Source organism: Nocardiopsis sp. EMB25 (assembly GCF_026797795.1).
Taxonomy (GTDB): domain Bacteria; phylum Actinomycetota; class Actinomycetes; order Streptosporangiales; family Streptosporangiaceae; genus Nocardiopsis; species Nocardiopsis lucentensis.
On the sequence record NZ_JAMTDN010000001.1, the window covers coordinates 3,823,610 to 3,837,370 of the forward strand.

17 protein-coding genes and 1 pseudogene are annotated in these 13,761 nt (G+C 70.0%); 12 read left to right on the top strand and 6 right to left on the bottom strand.

The window, feature by feature from the left end; all coding sequences use genetic code 11:
- Positions 1-50: 50 nt before the first annotated feature.
- Positions 51-638 carry a hypothetical protein gene (locus KIK06_RS16495; RefSeq protein WP_268643907.1) on the bottom strand — a complete coding sequence of 196 codons (588 nt, stop codon included), beginning with the start codon at positions 636-638 and terminating at the stop codon, positions 51-53.
- A gap of 213 nt (positions 639-851) precedes the next feature.
- On the opposite strand from KIK06_RS16495, the gene KIK06_RS16500 reads away from it, so the two are divergent.
- Both KIK06_RS16500 and KIK06_RS16505 read left to right on the top strand, forming a co-directional pair.
- Complete coding sequence (locus KIK06_RS16500) at positions 852-1,703, top strand: DUF4097 family beta strand repeat-containing protein (protein WP_017596747.1); 852 nt, start codon at positions 852-854, stop codon at positions 1,701-1,703.
- Positions 1,704-2,834, top strand: a complete 1,131-nt coding sequence (locus KIK06_RS16505) for a PadR family transcriptional regulator (RefSeq protein WP_268643908.1) — start codon at positions 1,704-1,706, stop codon at positions 2,832-2,834. It begins immediately after the preceding gene.
- A 73-nt stretch (positions 2,835-2,907) separates the two neighbouring features.
- On the opposite strand, the gene KIK06_RS16510 is transcribed toward KIK06_RS16505, so the two are convergent.
- The 3 genes from KIK06_RS16510 to KIK06_RS16520 form a co-directional block, all read right to left on the bottom strand.
- On the bottom strand, positions 2,908-3,132 hold the full coding sequence (locus KIK06_RS16510; RefSeq protein WP_268643909.1) for a type II toxin-antitoxin system HicA family toxin: 225 nt from the start codon (positions 3,130-3,132) through the stop codon (positions 2,908-2,910).
- Entirely contained in the window at positions 3,132-3,341 is a 210-nt protein-coding gene (locus KIK06_RS16515; RefSeq protein ID WP_268643910.1) for a type II toxin-antitoxin system HicB family antitoxin, read from the bottom strand. The genes KIK06_RS16510 and KIK06_RS16515 overlap by 1 nt, the downstream gene beginning before the upstream one ends.
- Before the next feature lie 143 nt (positions 3,342-3,484).
- Complete coding sequence (locus KIK06_RS16520) at positions 3,485-4,678, bottom strand: NAD(P)-dependent malic enzyme (protein ID WP_017596749.1); 1,194 nt, start codon at positions 4,676-4,678, stop codon at positions 3,485-3,487.
- A gap of 389 nt (positions 4,679-5,067) precedes the next feature.
- Here KIK06_RS16520 and KIK06_RS16525 point away from each other — a divergent pair, with 389 nt between their 5' ends.
- From KIK06_RS16525 to KIK06_RS16535, 3 genes are read left to right on the top strand one after another with little or no spacing between them, the layout of a single operon-like run.
- Positions 5,068-5,940 carry an ABC transporter substrate-binding protein gene (locus tag KIK06_RS16525; RefSeq protein ID WP_017596750.1) on the top strand — a complete coding sequence of 291 codons (873 nt, stop codon included), beginning with the start codon at positions 5,068-5,070 and terminating at the stop codon, positions 5,938-5,940.
- Positions 5,941-5,991: 51 nt separating this feature from the next.
- Positions 5,992-6,954, top strand: a complete 963-nt coding sequence (locus tag KIK06_RS16530) for an amino acid ABC transporter permease (protein ID WP_017596751.1) — start codon at positions 5,992-5,994, stop codon at positions 6,952-6,954.
- On the top strand, positions 6,954-7,754 hold the full coding sequence (locus KIK06_RS16535; RefSeq protein WP_268643912.1) for an amino acid ABC transporter ATP-binding protein: 801 nt from the start codon (positions 6,954-6,956) through the stop codon (positions 7,752-7,754). Before KIK06_RS16530 ends, KIK06_RS16535 begins: the two co-directional genes overlap by 1 nt.
- A gap of 229 nt (positions 7,755-7,983) precedes the next feature.
- Here KIK06_RS16535 and KIK06_RS16540 read toward each other — a convergent pair whose 3' ends face one another.
- Positions 7,984-8,400, bottom strand: a complete 417-nt coding sequence (locus tag KIK06_RS16540) for a DoxX family protein (RefSeq protein ID WP_268643913.1) — start codon at positions 8,398-8,400, stop codon at positions 7,984-7,986.
- A 264-nt stretch (positions 8,401-8,664) separates the two neighbouring features.
- On the opposite strand from KIK06_RS16540, the pseudogene KIK06_RS29390 reads away from it, so the two are divergent.
- The 6 genes and pseudogenes from KIK06_RS29390 to KIK06_RS16570 all read left to right on the top strand — a co-directional run.
- Positions 8,665-8,730, top strand: a pseudogene (locus KIK06_RS29390) (hypothetical protein); the annotation flags it as partial.
- A gap of 70 nt (positions 8,731-8,800) precedes the next feature.
- The gene (locus tag KIK06_RS16550; RefSeq protein WP_268646029.1) at positions 8,801-9,145 is read left to right on the top strand and encodes an NAD-binding protein; all 345 of its coding nucleotides are present in this window, start codon (positions 8,801-8,803) and stop codon (positions 9,143-9,145) included.
- Between the two features lie 383 nt (positions 9,146-9,528).
- A complete protein-coding gene (locus KIK06_RS16555) occupies positions 9,529-10,119 on the top strand; it encodes a class I SAM-dependent methyltransferase (protein ID WP_017596757.1) in 591 nt (196 codons plus the stop codon).
- A 71-nt stretch (positions 10,120-10,190) separates the two neighbouring features.
- On the top strand, positions 10,191-10,682 hold the full coding sequence (locus tag KIK06_RS16560; protein WP_017596758.1) for a GNAT family N-acetyltransferase: 492 nt from the start codon (positions 10,191-10,193) through the stop codon (positions 10,680-10,682).
- A gap of 125 nt (positions 10,683-10,807) precedes the next feature.
- Positions 10,808-11,233, top strand: coding sequence for an anti-sigma factor (locus tag KIK06_RS16565; protein ID WP_026127264.1), 426 nt, complete (start codon positions 10,808-10,810; stop codon positions 11,231-11,233).
- A gap of 41 nt (positions 11,234-11,274) precedes the next feature.
- A complete protein-coding gene (locus tag KIK06_RS16570) occupies positions 11,275-12,033 on the top strand; it encodes an RNA polymerase sigma factor SigF (RefSeq protein WP_051059085.1) in 759 nt (252 codons plus the stop codon).
- Positions 12,034-12,058: 25 nt separating this feature from the next.
- Here the strand turns inward: KIK06_RS16570 and KIK06_RS16575 are convergent, their stop codons facing one another.
- Positions 12,059-12,448, bottom strand: a complete 390-nt coding sequence (locus tag KIK06_RS16575; RefSeq protein WP_268643916.1) for a hypothetical protein — start codon at positions 12,446-12,448, stop codon at positions 12,059-12,061.
- Between the two features lie 149 nt (positions 12,449-12,597).
- Here KIK06_RS16575 and KIK06_RS16580 point away from each other — a divergent pair, with 149 nt between their 5' ends.
- Positions 12,598-13,530, top strand: coding sequence for a diacylglycerol/lipid kinase family protein (locus KIK06_RS16580; protein WP_017596762.1), 933 nt, complete (start codon positions 12,598-12,600; stop codon positions 13,528-13,530).
- The last annotated feature ends 231 nt before the right edge of the window (positions 13,531-13,761 follow it).

Below are 13,761 nucleotides of genomic sequence, written 5' to 3' on the forward strand. Positions count from 1 at the left end.
GGAAGGGGCCCGGGTCATCGCGACCCGGGCCCCTTCCGCGTGTTCGGGCCTCAGGCCCGGGTGTCGGTGGCGCGCAGCCAGTCCCGGCTGGACCGCAGAACCCACAGCAGCACGAGGAAGAAGCCGGGGAGGACCAGGTTGACCACGAGGCCGACGATCCAGGCGACCACCGCGGTCACCCAGTGGTCCACGAGCGGATCGGTCGCGGTCAGCACCGTGGTGTCGATCAGCACCCGGACCGTGTCGAGGGCCAGAGCGGTGAGCACGGCGCCACGCGCGGACCTGCCGCCCCGGCCGAGTCGCGCGGCGGCACGGAAGTAGAGGACGGCCAGGAGGGGGCACACCACCACCCAGAACCAGAGCCGGGGGACGGCCATGCCCCACTCGGCGTACCACTCCGCCGTCATGTGGGGAGAGCTGTCCAGGCTCAGGAGCAGGAGGACGGCGACCGGAACCGCGAACAGGGTGAGGGTCGCGTACAGGACGCACAGGACGCGCAGGAACCTGAGGGGGAGGGGCATCCGGTCGGTGCGTACCGTCGGCACGCGGTACGGCTGGCCCTGTGGCCGCGGTGGCGGTGGGAGGAGGTAGGGCTCCTGCCTGAGCGGAACGGGATCGGGGTTCGGGGGATGGTGCATTCTCGGGGACTCCTGGGCAGGTCTTCGTCCGCACCGGCCGGGTCACCGGGCGAACCTCCCGAGGAAACCACAAAAAGATGACAAAAGGAGCAAAAGCTACTCTCAGGGTCCCCCCGGCACACCCCTGAGACACCCCCGAGATCCGCGACATATCTTGAGTTCGGCCCACTCGCGACATATCGTGAAGCCATCGAGCGAGCGAAAGGGTGCACGATGGCACGTTGGACCATCGACAAGCCGATGACCCACACACTCGACGGCATCGTCGCGTTGAAGGTCAGGATCATCGGCGGTCACGTCAACATCCTCCCCACCGACGACCCGGTCACCTTCGAGGTGACCGACATCGTCGGCGAACCCGTCCTGGTGACCCAGGAGGCGGGGATCCTCACCATCCACTACGAGGACCTCACGAGCCAGGGCCTCCTCGACCGGCTGCGGCCGATCCAGCTCAACAGCTACAAGGGCATGGGCGGCCGCAAGGCCACCGTGAACCTGCGCATCCCCGCGGACTGCCCGGTGGAGGTGAACACGGTCAGCGCCCCCGTCGTCGGCGCGGGCCTGGGTGCCCGCACCAGCGTCAGGACCGCCTCCGGCGAGATCACCCTCGACGACTCCTCCGGCGCGACCGACATCACCACCGCCAACAGCCAGGCCTCGGTCCGCAACCCGTCTGGCTCCCTGACCTTCAACAGCGTCAGCGGCCAGCTCGCCGTCGCGGGCGGACGGCTCTCGGACTTCAACGCCAAGACCGCCTCCGGCCAGATCCTCGCCGACACCGACCTCGCCCCCTCCGGACGGGTCCGCCTCAACTCGGTGTCCGGCGAGATCGCCCTGCGCGTCCCCGCCGAGACCTCGGCGACCGTCGAGATGCGCTCCATCACCGGCAAGCTCGACACGGACTTCTCCCTGGACCGGCGCAGCGCCCCGGCCCGCAGCGTCCTCAGCGGGAAGATCGGCCCCGGCGTCGACCCCGCGTCCATCTCCACCAACACGGTGTCGGCGCGCACCGCGCTGCTGCGCCGCGCCCCCGCGACACCCGCGGCTATCCCCGAGGGGGCCTGAATGAGCACCATCTTCGGCCACGGCAGGCTGCGGCTCTACCTGCTCAAGTTGCTGGACGAGAGCCCGCGCCACGGCTACGAGATCATCAGCCTGCTCCGCGACCGCTTCCTGGGCGTGTACTCCCCCTCCCCCGGCACCATCTACCCGCGTCTGGCGCGGCTGGAGGAGGAGGGGCTGGTCACCCACACCGAGGAGGGCGGACGCAAGGTCTACCGCCTCACCGACAAGGGGCGCCAGGAGCTGCGTGAGCGCAGCGGCGACCTGGACGACCTGGAGCGGGAGATCACCGACTCGGTGCGCGACATCGCCCGGGCGGTCAAGCAGGACGTCCGCGCGACCATCAGTTCGCTGCGGGAGGAGCTGAAGTACGCGTCCAGCGGTCCCCGCCGCCCGGCCCCCGAGGCCGAGTCCGCCGGAACTCAGGAGACCGGGCAGGCCCGCGAGGAGCGCGAGCGGGCCGAAGCCGAGGACGGGGGCGCCCGGGAGGCCCGGCGCTCCGACACCTCCGGCGCCTCCAGCTCGGAGGGGGCCGAGGAGGCGGCCGGCGATGAGCGCCGGGAGGAGGGCCGGCGGGAGCGCTGCCGCGACGGCGGCCCCTGGGCCCGTGAGTGGGAACGCTTCGCCCAGGGGTTCAGCGGCGCGTTCGGCGCGGCCTGGGGCCGTGGCTCCGAGCGCTCGCACACCCCGGAGTTCGACCAGGCCCTGCGCGACTTCTCCGAGCGCGTCCGCGACGTGGCGCGGGAGGCGGGTCACGTCGGCGAGGCCGCCGCCACCGACCTGCGGCGCATCCTGGACGACACCGTCGAGGTGATCCGCCGGGACATGCGCCGGTGGGGTCCGGCCGCCGACCGCCCCGAGGAGCGCGAGGACGAGGAGAGGACGGAGGAGGGGTCGGCGGACACGACCGACGGCGGCACGACCGCCGCCGGGACGACCGGCTCCGCCACCACCGGTGAGCGCTCCGAGGAACCCCGTGCGGAGGAATCCCGTGCGGAGGAGCCCGGGGCCCGGCCGATGCCACCCGTCGACGGGGGCTCGGCCGCCGACCCCTGGGGCACCGCGGTCAGCGAACAGGACCGCCCCGGGTCCGACGCGGACGGGAACGGCGGGGACGGGAGGCGGGACGAGTAGGAACCCGGGAAACGCGTGAGGGGCCCGGAGACGCCGCGGGGGCGTGCTCTCCGGGCCCCATGTCACATGTTGTTCAGAGGAGTTCACCCAACTCGTCGACCGACATCCCGCAGTCGGCGAGTATCCCTCGTAGCGTCCCCTTCGCGACATCCCGGCCTCGATGAACCGGCACGGTGGTGCCTCGGCCGTCGGGATGGCGCATCACGTGGTGGCTTCCTCGTATACGTGTCAGTTGGAAACCCGCTCGTTCGAGCGCCTTGACCACCTGGTCGCCCCGCACAGCCGGTACCGGAGGCATCAGGCCACGTCCAGGGTGAGCGCGAGTTCCTGGGGCGGACCGAACTCCTCGATCAAGGCGATGAGGGCCTCGCGCAGGTCGGTGATCGCGCTCTCGGGATCCTCCCCCTCGCCGTGCGCGCCGACGCCGGGGCGAAGCTGCGCGTGGGCACACCACACGCCATCCTCGTCCTGTTCGATCGTGTAGGGCACGTGGATCTCACGGGACATCCGGGCTCCTCCCAGGGGACGTGACCCAAGATTACCGAAGCGTGCCCCGGCACGGCGCGGATTCGACCCCGAAGACGCGTGAGGGGCCCGGAGACGCCGCGGGGGCGTGCTCTCCGGGCCCCACCCGTGTCCGGGTGCCCGCGTTACCCGCCGACGACGCCGTCCTCGCGCGCCTGGGCGGCGACGGCGGCCGCGACGGCGGGGGCCACCCGCTCGTCGAACGGACCGGGGATGATGTAGTCGGCGGACAGGTCGTCGCCGACCAGGTCGGCCAGCGCGGTGGCGGCGGCCTGCTTCATGTTCTCGGTGATGTCGCTGGCACCGGCGTCGAACGCTCCCCGGAACACGCCCGGGAAGGCCAGGACGTTGTTGATCTGGTTCGGGAAGTCGCTGCGGCCGGTGGCCACGACACTCGCGTACTTGCGGGCGACGTCCGGGTGGACCTCCGGGTTCGGGTTGGCCATCGCGAAGACGATCGCGTTCTGCGCCATCGTGGCGACGACCGACTCGGGCACCTCACCGGAGGAGAGGCCGATGAAGACGTCGGCGCCCGCCAGAGCGCTCTCGATCGAGCCCTGGACCCCCGCCTTGTTGGTGAGGGCGGCCAGTTCCCGCTTGACCGGGGTCAGCCCCTCGCGGCCCTCGTAGATCATGCCCTTGGAGTCGGCCACGGCGATGTCGCCGATGCCGCCGTCCAGGAGCATCTTGGTGACCGCGACACCGGCCGCGCCGGCCCCGGAGACCACCGCGCGCAGGTCGCCGAGGGACCGGCCGGTCAGGCGGGCGGCGTTGCGCAGCGCGGCGACGGCGACGATGGCGGTGCCGTGCTGGTCGTCGTGGAAGACCGGGATGTCCAGGCGCTCACGCAGCTTGCGTTCGACCTCGAAGCAGCGCGGCGCGGAGATGTCCTCCAGGTTGATGCCGCCGAAGGACGGGGCCATGCGCACGACGGTCTCGACGATCTCGTCGACGTCGGTGCAGGCCAGCGCGATCGGCACGGAGTCGACACCGCTGAACTGCTTGAACAGCAGCGACTTGCCCTCCATGACCGGCAGGGACGCCTCAGGGCCGATGTTGCCCAGGCCCAGGACGGCGGTGCCGTCGGTGACGACGGCGACCAGGTTGCTCTTCCAGGTGTAGGTGTCGACGAGCTCCGGGGTCTCGGCGATGGCGTCGCACACGCGGGCGACACCGGGCGTGTAGGCGAGGGACAGGCTCGCCTGGTCGTTGACGTCGACGGAGGAGGTCACGTGCAGCTTGCCGCCGCGGTGCAGGGCGAAGGCCGGATCCTGGTCCAGGGCGGTGGACGTGTCATGGGTATGCGAATCAGTGGACAACTTCTCAAACCCCTCAGGTTTCGCGTGTACGCCCGACGTCGGCCATGACGAGGGCGGACTTGATAGCGGCGGGGGCCACGCGCGAAGACGTGTGAGTGCTAGGGGAGCCTCCACGGCACCGGTCCCGTAGGACCGGAGGTGCGTTCCGGGGAGGGCCGTTCTTCGCCGGACTCCTATGTGAGTTCTGCGCGGCCGCCTCTCACGGGGTTGACCCGTTACGCAATCCTCTCACAACGGTGACCACAGGAACATCGCGGGTGGCCAACATTGACGACACCCTAGTATCCCCCTTTTGTACAAAATGTCGTGGATGTTGCCTGGAAACTGGCGATCGGGTCCCTTCCCGAGTCCTCGACCAGGCACGACGTGCGCTCGAAGGAGACCCCACCATGGCCACGCACACGCCCCGGTCCGCACGGCGGACCCTCCTCGGTGCCCTCTCCCTCACCGGTGTCCTGGCGCTCACCGCCTGTGGCGGCGGCAGCGGGGACGGAGGCACCGACGCGGGCTCCGAGACGGGTTCCGACGACACCACGGTGGTCATCGGCGTCGAGGCCGCCTACCCTCCCGGTGAGTTCCTGGAGGACGACGGCGTGACCGTCCAGGGCTTCAACGTCGACCTCGTCGAGGCCGCCCTGGCCGAGATGGGCCTGGAGACCGAGTGGGTCCCCACCACGTTCGACTCCATCATCATCGGTGTGCAGAGCGGTGAGTACGACCTCGGCTCCTCCTCCTTCACCGTGACCGAGGAGCGCATGCAGGCCGTCAACATGGTCAGCTACTTCTCCTCCGGCACCCAGTGGTTCGCCCAGGCGGGCAACCCCCAGGACGTCGACCCCGAGAACCCGTGCGGCATGCGCATCGCCGTGCAGTCCAACACCGTCCACGACGAGGACATCGAGGCCCGCAGCCAGGCGTGCGTCGACGCGGGCGAGGAGCCCGTCACCATCGAGAAGTTCCAGAGCCAGCCGCAGGCCACCGAGACGGTCGTCTCCGGCCTCAACGACGCCTCGCTCGCCGACATGCCCACCTCGGCCTACGCCCTGGAGCAGACCGGCGACGGCGTCCTGGAGTTCATCGGCGAGCAGTACGACGCCGCCCCCTACGGCATCGTCGTACACCAGGACGACACGGAGTTCGCCGACGAGCTCGCGGCGGCCTTCAACACCGTCATGGAGAACGGGACCTACGACGACATCCTCGCGGAGTGGGGCATCGAGGCCGGCGCGATCGAGGCCGCCGAGGTCAATCCCTCCCTCTAGTCGGCGGCTCCCGAACCCCGTTCTCCCGCCCACCGAGTGAAAGACCGAGACGTGTCCTCACCCAACGAACCGGCGGGCGGTCCGGAAAAGGTCCAGACCCCGGACCCGGACCGCTCCGCCGGCCCCATCACCGCCGTCCCCGTCCGCTACCCGGAACGGTGGGTGGCCGCGGGCTTCATCCTGCTCCTCGCCGCCATGTTCGTGCACATGCTGTTCACGAACGACGCGTTCAACTGGCCGTTCATGTTCGGGAACATGTTCTCCGAGCCGGTCGTGCGCGGTGTGTGGGTCACCCTGAGCGCCACGCTGCTGTCGATGGCGATCGGCATCGTCCTGGGGATCGTGTTGGCGGTCATGCGGCTGTCCGGAAACCCCGTCCTGGTGTCGGTCTCCTGGCTGTACACCTGGTTCTTCCGTGGCGTGCCCCGCCTCGTGTTGGCCGTCCTCTTCGGCAACCTGGCCATCCTGTACGCGACCATCGAATTCGGCGTGCCCTTCGACACCTACATCATGGCCGCGTTCGGTTTGGAGGGCGACCTCCGGTTCTTCTCGATCGACGCCCGTACCCTCCTGAGCGGCTACACGGCGGGTCTGCTCGCCCTGTCGCTGTCCGAGGGCGCCTACATGGCCGAGATCATCCGGGCGGGGCTCCAGTCCGTGGACAAGGGACAGACCGAGGCCGCCCAGGCGCTCGGGATGAGCCGCGCCAAGGTGCTCTGGCGGATCACCCTGCCGCAGGCCATGCGCGTGGTCATCCCGCCCACCGGCAACGAGACCATCGCGATGCTCAAGGACACGGCGCTGCTCGCCTACGTGCCGGTGACGATCGAGCTGTTCTACCAGCTCAAGGCGATCGGCACGCAGTCCTACCAGGTGTTCCCGATGCTGGTCGCGGCGTGCCTGTGGTACCTGGTGATCACCAGTGTCCTCATGGTCGGCCAGTACTTCATCGAGCGCAGGTTCAACCCGAGCCAGAACAGCGTTCGGAACCGTGTCGTCGGAGGTGCGCACTGATGGCCGAGATTTCCGAGAACCCCGTGCCCCCCGGGGACGCCGACGCCCTCGTCGTGGCGGACAACGTCCACAAGCGGTTCGGACGGCTGGAGGTCCTGCGCGGGATCGACCTGACCGTCAAGCGCGGCGAGGTCATGTGCGTGATCGGCCCCTCCGGTTCCGGCAAGTCCACCTTCCTCCGGTGTATCAACCACCTGGAGAAGCTGTCCGCCGGGCGGCTCTGGGTGAACGGCGAGCTGATGGGCTACCGGCAAAAGGGCGGGCGGCTGTACGAGCTGCGCGACCATGAGATCGCGGCCCAGCGCCGCGACATCGGGATGGTGTTCCAGCGGTTCAACCTGTTCCCGCACCTGAGCGTGCTGGGCAACGTCATCGAGGCCCCTGTCCAGGTCAAGCGCGTTCCCAGGGCCCAGGCCACGGAGAAGGCCATGGAGTTGCTGGAGAAGGTCGGGCTGCCGGACAAGGCCGACGCCTACCCCGAGCAGCTGTCCGGCGGGCAGCAGCAGCGGGTGGCGATCGCCCGGGCGCTGGCCATGGAGCCGTCGCTCATGCTGTTCGACGAGCCCACCAGTGCCCTGGACCCGGAGCTGGTGGGTGAGGTCCTCGACGTCATGCGGGACCTGGCCGAGGGCGGCATGACCATGGTCGTGGTCACGCACGAGATGGGGTTCGCCCGGGAGGTGGGCGACTCCCTGGTCTTCATGGACGAGGGAGTCGTCGTCGAGTCCGGGGATCCGAGGGACGTGCTGACCGACCCCCAGCACGAGCGGACCCAGGCGTTCCTCTCGAAGGTGCTCTGAATCCCTCAGGGACGGGTGCCCCGTGAGCCGTTCGGCTCGCGGGGCACCCCCTTTCTCTCAGTCCCGCACGCGACGTCCTCGAACGGCCCCGGCACCCGTCCGTCCCGGGCTCGGGGCTCCTCCCAGGTGATCCGCGGGGCGGCCCGGCGGACCCGGACCTCCACCGCCCTCCCCTCCTTCCCCGCAGGAGAGCACGGGCTGCGGCCGTCAGGACCGTCCGAAGCACCCTCTAGCCCCGGCCGCCCAGCAGGCGGACCAAGCGCGCGGTGCGCGCGCGGCGTCCCCAGGCGACCAGGGCCATCGGCACGAGGTAGGCGACCGGGAACAGCGCGGTGGCCGGCTCATCCACCAGCAGCTGGGTCACGGTCGCCCCGACCAGCAGCGCGGCCAGGCCCAGCGCGGCCGGGCCGCTGAGCGCCGGGACGAGCAGCGCGACCGCGCCCGCCAGCTCGACGACGCCGATGGCGTACATGAACCACAGGCCCAGACCGATCTGTTCGAAGCCCTCGACCGCCTGGGGTGTGGCGGCGAGCTTGGTGTAGGCCGCCATCAGGAAGGCCCCGGCCAGCAGGACCTGGAGGACCCACAGGCCAACGTTGGCCGCGCGGCCGGGGGCGTTCGTCTTCACGGTGTCGATGGTCGTCATGTCCCTGTCCCTCGTTCGTATGACCTTCGTGGCGGACTCTCACCCCAAGGTCGAACGGGCCGGGCCGAGATCGACACGTCCGACAGAATTTCCCGAAGCGGCGAGGACACCCCGACCCACCTGGGACCGGACCTGCGCGCGGGCCCGTCCTGGCTACGTTGTGGGGCGTGCCGTGCCGACGGAACGGGAGAGGTGACGCAAGTGCCGGGATTCCATGACGAGGAGCCCGCGGTCGATCTCGGGGATCTGAGGTTGTTCGCGGTGGTGGCCGAGGAGTTGCATTTCGGCCGCGCGGCGGCTCGGCTGCATCTGAGCCAGCCGGGTCTGAGCTACCGGGTCAAGGCGCTGGAGGACTCCCTGGGGTACCAGGTGCTGGCCCGGAACCGCCGCGCTGAAACTCATCGTGAACGCGTCCTTGGCCGCCCAGGTCGCCACCATGGCCGAACTGCTCGGCGTCGCCCGCCGCGCGGGCCTCGACCCCGCCGAATCGGCCGGCTTCCTCAGCGACCTGCCGGTGACCAGCCCGGCCGCCGCACGCGCGATCGGCGTCATGGCCGCCGGTGACTTCACGCCGAACTTCCCGGTGCGGCTCGTGGCCAAGGACCTGCTCTACCTGACCGGGCTCGCCGAAGAGCTCACCGCTGAGACTCCGATGACCCGCGCCGCGCTGGCCGCCCATCAACGAGCCCGCGCCACCGGACAGGCCGACGACGACCTCACCGCCGTCGCGGCGACCTACCGGTGATCCCCCGCTGGTCCCGGGATCTCCTCATCGGGCGGGCCCCGTCGCCTCCTCCCCCGGCGTCGGTCACCATGGTTCGCCGGCACAGGACCGGTCGACCGTCCCGCCGCGGTTCCCACGGATTCGTACTGGCCGGATCAGGACACTTGGACCAGCCTCGCCATGAGCGACCCCAGGACGGGTAGGGGGCAGGGGAACACGACAGGAAGGCGCCCATGCACTCCTCCACGAACCCGACCGCCAGCGCGGGCGGGCGGCGCCCGACGGGGCCGCCCGCCGTGCGCTCCGGAACCGCCGGGAAAACACCCCCCGCCGCGCTTGACCCGGCGGCGCCGCCCCAGCAGAGTCGTGACGCAGGGGCACCAGCACGGCCTTCGGGGGACGACATGGACCCGCGCACCGAGCGCGCACGCAATCTCTGGAACCGCAGAGCCGCCCGGTACGACCTCAGCGAGGCCCTGGAGGGCCCCGTTCTGCGCCGTACCCGCGAGATCCTGTGCGCGGGCGCACGCGGGCGCACACTGGAGGTCGCCATCGGCACCGGCCGCAACCTCCGCCACTACCCCCCGCAGGTCGAACTGACGGGCATCGACCTGAGCCCGGAGATGCTGGACCGGGCCCGAGAGCGCGCCGACGGCCTGGGCCGCCCGGTCCGGCTCGTCGAGGGCGACGCCCAGCGGATGGAGTTCCCCGACCGCTCCTTCGAGACCGTCGTGTCCACGCTGTCGCTGTGCGCGGTGCCCGACCAGCGCCGCGCGCTGGAGGAGATGTACCGCGTCCTGGTGCCGGGCGGCCGTCTCCTGTTGGTCGACCACGTCGAGTACACCCGCTTCCCCGCCACACTGCTGGAACGGCGCCGCGAACACCCGCGCAGGCTCCCCCGGGAGGTCGCGTCGGAGGTCGGCTTCGAGGTCGGCCACCACGACCGCCTCCTGCTCGGCCTCGTCGAGCGGGTGGTCGCCCACCGCCCGACGTGAACGGCAGCGGAAACATCCTGGCCACGGCATAGGCTGGAGGGGTTCGTTTCCTTCCCGACCGAGGTGATCCGATGATCCGCCCCGCCCGTCCCGAGGACGTTCCCCTCATCCACCGGATGATCGGGGAGCTCGCCGAGTACGAGAAGGAGCCGGAGTCGGCCACCGCCACCGAGGAGGACATCCACACCGCCCTCTTCGGCCCCGGGGCCGCCGTGTACGCGCACGTCGCCGAGCATGTCGGGGAGGGCGGAGAGGTGGAACCGGCGGGGATGGCCCTGTGGTTCCTCAATTTCTCCACCTGGACGGGTCGACACGGCATCTATCTGGAGGATCTCTACGTCCGCCCGCACCTGCGCCGACACGGCCACGGCCACGCCCTGCTCAGGAACCTCGCGCGGATCTGCGTGGAGCGCGGCTACACGCGGCTGGAGTGGTCGGTCCTGGACTGGAACACGCCCGCGATCGACTTCTACTCAGCGCTCGGATCCCATCCGATGGACGGGTGGACGGTCCGTCGTCTGGACGGCGACGCGCTGCGCGAACTGGGCTCCCGAACCTCCTGAGAAGGGCCGTTCATCTCACGTTCGTACCGGATCGGGCGGACACGATCTCACTTCCCTGCGGCGGTGGCAGGGTGAAACGAGATACATTGCAGTCAAGCGGCAACCTCGCCCCCCGAAGGAGGGACGTGACCGAAGAAACCGCTGTGCCCACGGCCGACGCCATCGGCGTCCGGGACGCCGTCACCGTCAACATGCCCGCGGACAGCGCCTATCTGTCCGTCTTGCGGACGGCGACGGCGGGTCTGGCCGCACGCCTCGACTTCACCCTCGACGAGATCGAGGATCTACGGATCGGGGTCGACGAGGCCTGCGCGATGCTGCTGGCCCAGGCTCTGCCCGGCACAGAACTGACCACGGAGTTCGAACTCACCCCCGAGGGGATGCGGATCTGCGTCTCGGTGCTGACCGCCGACGGCCGCCTCCCCGAGCGTGACACCTTCGCCTGGACCGTCCTGTCCGCCCTGGCGGGCGAGGTCGATGCGGGCGTCGGACCGGATGACCGGGTCCACATCGTCCTGTACAAGCGTCGCGGCACGCTGGAGTCCGCGTGAGCGAGAGGGGGCCCGCTCTGACAGCGAAGACCGAGCACGCGGTGCCCGACCGGGCCCGCGCGAGAGAGTTGTTCGAGCGCCTGAACGAACTCGACGCGGACTCCGAGGAGAGGCGGCGTATCCGTGACGAGCTCGTGGAGCTCCACCTGCCCCTGGTCGAGTACCTGGCGCGCAGGTTCCGCAACCGCGGGGAGTGGCTCGACGACCTGACACAGGTGGCCACGATCGGGCTGATCAAGTCCATCGACCGGTTCGACCTGGAGCGTGGGGTGGAGTTCTCCACCTACGCCACCCCGACGATCGTCGGTGAGATCAAACGGCACTTCCGTGACAAGGGCTGGGCGGTACGGGTTCCCCGGCGCCTCCAGGAGCTCAAGCTCTCGCTCACCAAGGCGGTGAGCGACCTGTCGCAGCGGGAGGGACGCTCGCCGACCGTCGCCGAACTCGCGGCGCACCTCCAGATGACCGAGGAGGAGGTGCTGGAGGGCCTGGAGTCCGCCAACGCCTACTCGACGGTGTCGCTGGACGCACCCGACAGCGGGGACGAGGACGCCCCCGCGGTGGCCGACTCCCTGGGGATCGTCGACGAGTCCCTGGAGGGTGTGGAGTACCGAGAGTCGCTCAAACCGCTACTCGAACAACTGCCCCCGCGGGAGAAGCGCATCCTGCTGCTGCGCTTCTTCGGCAACATGACCCAGTCACAGATCGCCCAGGAACTGGGAATCTCCCAGATGCACGTGTCGCGCCTGCTGGCGCGCACCCTGGCTCAGCTGCGTCAGGCCCTGACCACGGACGACTGACCGGCGACCACCCGCGGCCGCGGAGCTACTCCCCCTTCTCGGGAGGGAAGAGCACCGCGGTCGTCGGTGGAGCCAGGACGGCCCCCGCGGCGCACAGGGCCACCGCCAGCAGGACGCCGCCGATGAGGAACTGCTCGCTGGTGAACATGTAGTACGCCACCACCGCGAGGAACAGCTGGGTGACCACCACGGGCGTGCGGGCCCACTCGCGCAGCAGCAGCAGGCCGCGCGCGACGAACACCAGCACGGCACCGGCTCCGACGCCCAGGAAGGCCAACGGGATGGCCGAGGTGACCGACGCGGCCTGACCGGTGGCCGCGGTGACGAGGCTGTAGACGCCGCCCACGGCCGCGGCGAGCCCGATCAGGGCCTCCAGCGCGGCGGCGACGACGAGGGTGACGGGACGCGTAGACACCCGACGAGCCTATACGCGCGCGGCGGCCGCCCTTCCCCGACTCCCCTCCCAGGTCACGCCCGATTCCCCGCCCCCACGACGGGATCGCGCCCTCCGCCGGGCACCGAGGAGGCCGAAAGCCCGGGGGAGCACCGCCTAGACTTGGGGCTGTGCGCGCCCTTTTCATCGTGAACCCCCAGGCGACCACGACGACCACTCGCACCCGAGAGGTGATCGTGGGCGCCCTGACCGCCGAGCTGGACGTCACCGTCGTCGAGACCGCCTACCGCGACCACGCCAGCGAGCTGGCCCGGAAGGCCTCCGCCGACGGTTTCGAGCTGGTCCTGAGCCTGGGCGGCGACGGCACCGTCAACGAGGTGGTCAACGGACTCCTGGCCACCCCCGGCGACCTGCCACGCCCCCGCTACGCCGTGATCCCCGGCGGCAGCGCCAACGTGTTCATCCGCTCCCTGGGCGTACCCGGAGACCCGGTCGAGGCGACCAGCGCGGTGCTGGAGGCGATCCGCGAGGGCCGCGAGCGCGAGATCAACCTCGGGCGGATCACGAGTGACCAGGACGACCGGTACTTCACGTTCTGCGCCGGTTTCGGGTGGGACGCCGACGTCGTCCAGCAGGTGGAGAACGAGCGCGCCCACGGCCGAAAGGCCACGCCCGCGTTGTACGCGGAAGTGGCGGTAAAGCTGTTCTTCCGCGGGGATATCCGCGACCCCTCACTGCGTGTGTCCGCGGGCGGACCGCCCCGGGACGGGGCCTATTTCGCCCTCGTCACCAACACCACGCCGTGGACCTACGCGGGATCACTGCCGCTCCAGCCGACGCCGGCGTCCCGTTTCGAGCTGGGCCTGGACGCATTCGCGCTGACCAACTCCTCGCACGCGCTCACCGGCTGGGTACTTTCGCAGATGTTCTTTCCCAAGGGGCTCCCCGCGATCGGTGACGGGTACCTCACCTGGCACGACCTGGACTCACTCGAGATCTCGTCGTCCCACCCCAGAGCGTTCCAAATCGACGGTGAATACCTGGGAGACCGAGAACAGGTCAACTTCCACTCGGTACCGAAGGCATTACGAATCATCTGTTAATTGGCTCGAAAGACACCATTCACGGGCACTGTGACGCACCCGACACGCCGATCGGGACCTTTGACCCCGGGAGCTCTTGCACCGATCCTGCGAGCCTGTCACGCTCAAGTTATCGCCATGAGTTACGGGCGAGTTAATTGGGGCGCTTCCCACATGGCCGTGGGGTGAAACCTGACCGTCTCGGCCCTGACACCCTCCGGTGGGAACCATCCACCGGGCGCCCTGCGCATC

Excerpts from the sequence above, each read along its gene's own strand:
- KIK06_RS16535 (WP_268643912.1), top strand. The coding sequence starts at position 6,954 with ATGGCCGAGATTTCCGAGAACCCCGTGCCCCCCGGGGACGCCGACGCC.
- KIK06_RS16515 (WP_268643910.1), bottom strand. The coding sequence starts at position 3,341 with ATGTCCCGTGAGATCCACGTGCCCTACACGATCGAACAGGACGAGGAT.
- KIK06_RS16510 (WP_268643909.1), bottom strand. The coding sequence starts at position 3,132 with ATGCCTCCGGTACCGGCTGTGCGGGGCGACCAGGTGGTCAAGGCGCTC.
- KIK06_RS16525 (WP_017596750.1), top strand. The coding sequence starts at position 5,068 with ATGGCCACGCACACGCCCCGGTCCGCACGGCGGACCCTCCTCGGTGCC.
- KIK06_RS16555 (WP_017596757.1), top strand. The coding sequence starts at position 9,529 with ATGGACCCGCGCACCGAGCGCGCACGCAATCTCTGGAACCGCAGAGCC.
- KIK06_RS16540 (WP_268643913.1), bottom strand. The coding sequence starts at position 8,400 with ATGACGACCATCGACACCGTGAAGACGAACGCCCCCGGCCGCGCGGCC.
- KIK06_RS16495 (WP_268643907.1), bottom strand. The coding sequence starts at position 638 with ATGCACCATCCCCCGAACCCCGATCCCGTTCCGCTCAGGCAGGAGCCC.
- KIK06_RS16500 (WP_017596747.1), top strand. The coding sequence starts at position 852 with ATGGCACGTTGGACCATCGACAAGCCGATGACCCACACACTCGACGGC.
- KIK06_RS16505 (WP_268643908.1), top strand. The coding sequence starts at position 1,704 with ATGAGCACCATCTTCGGCCACGGCAGGCTGCGGCTCTACCTGCTCAAG.
- KIK06_RS16560 (WP_017596758.1), top strand. The coding sequence starts at position 10,191 with ATGATCCGCCCCGCCCGTCCCGAGGACGTTCCCCTCATCCACCGGATG.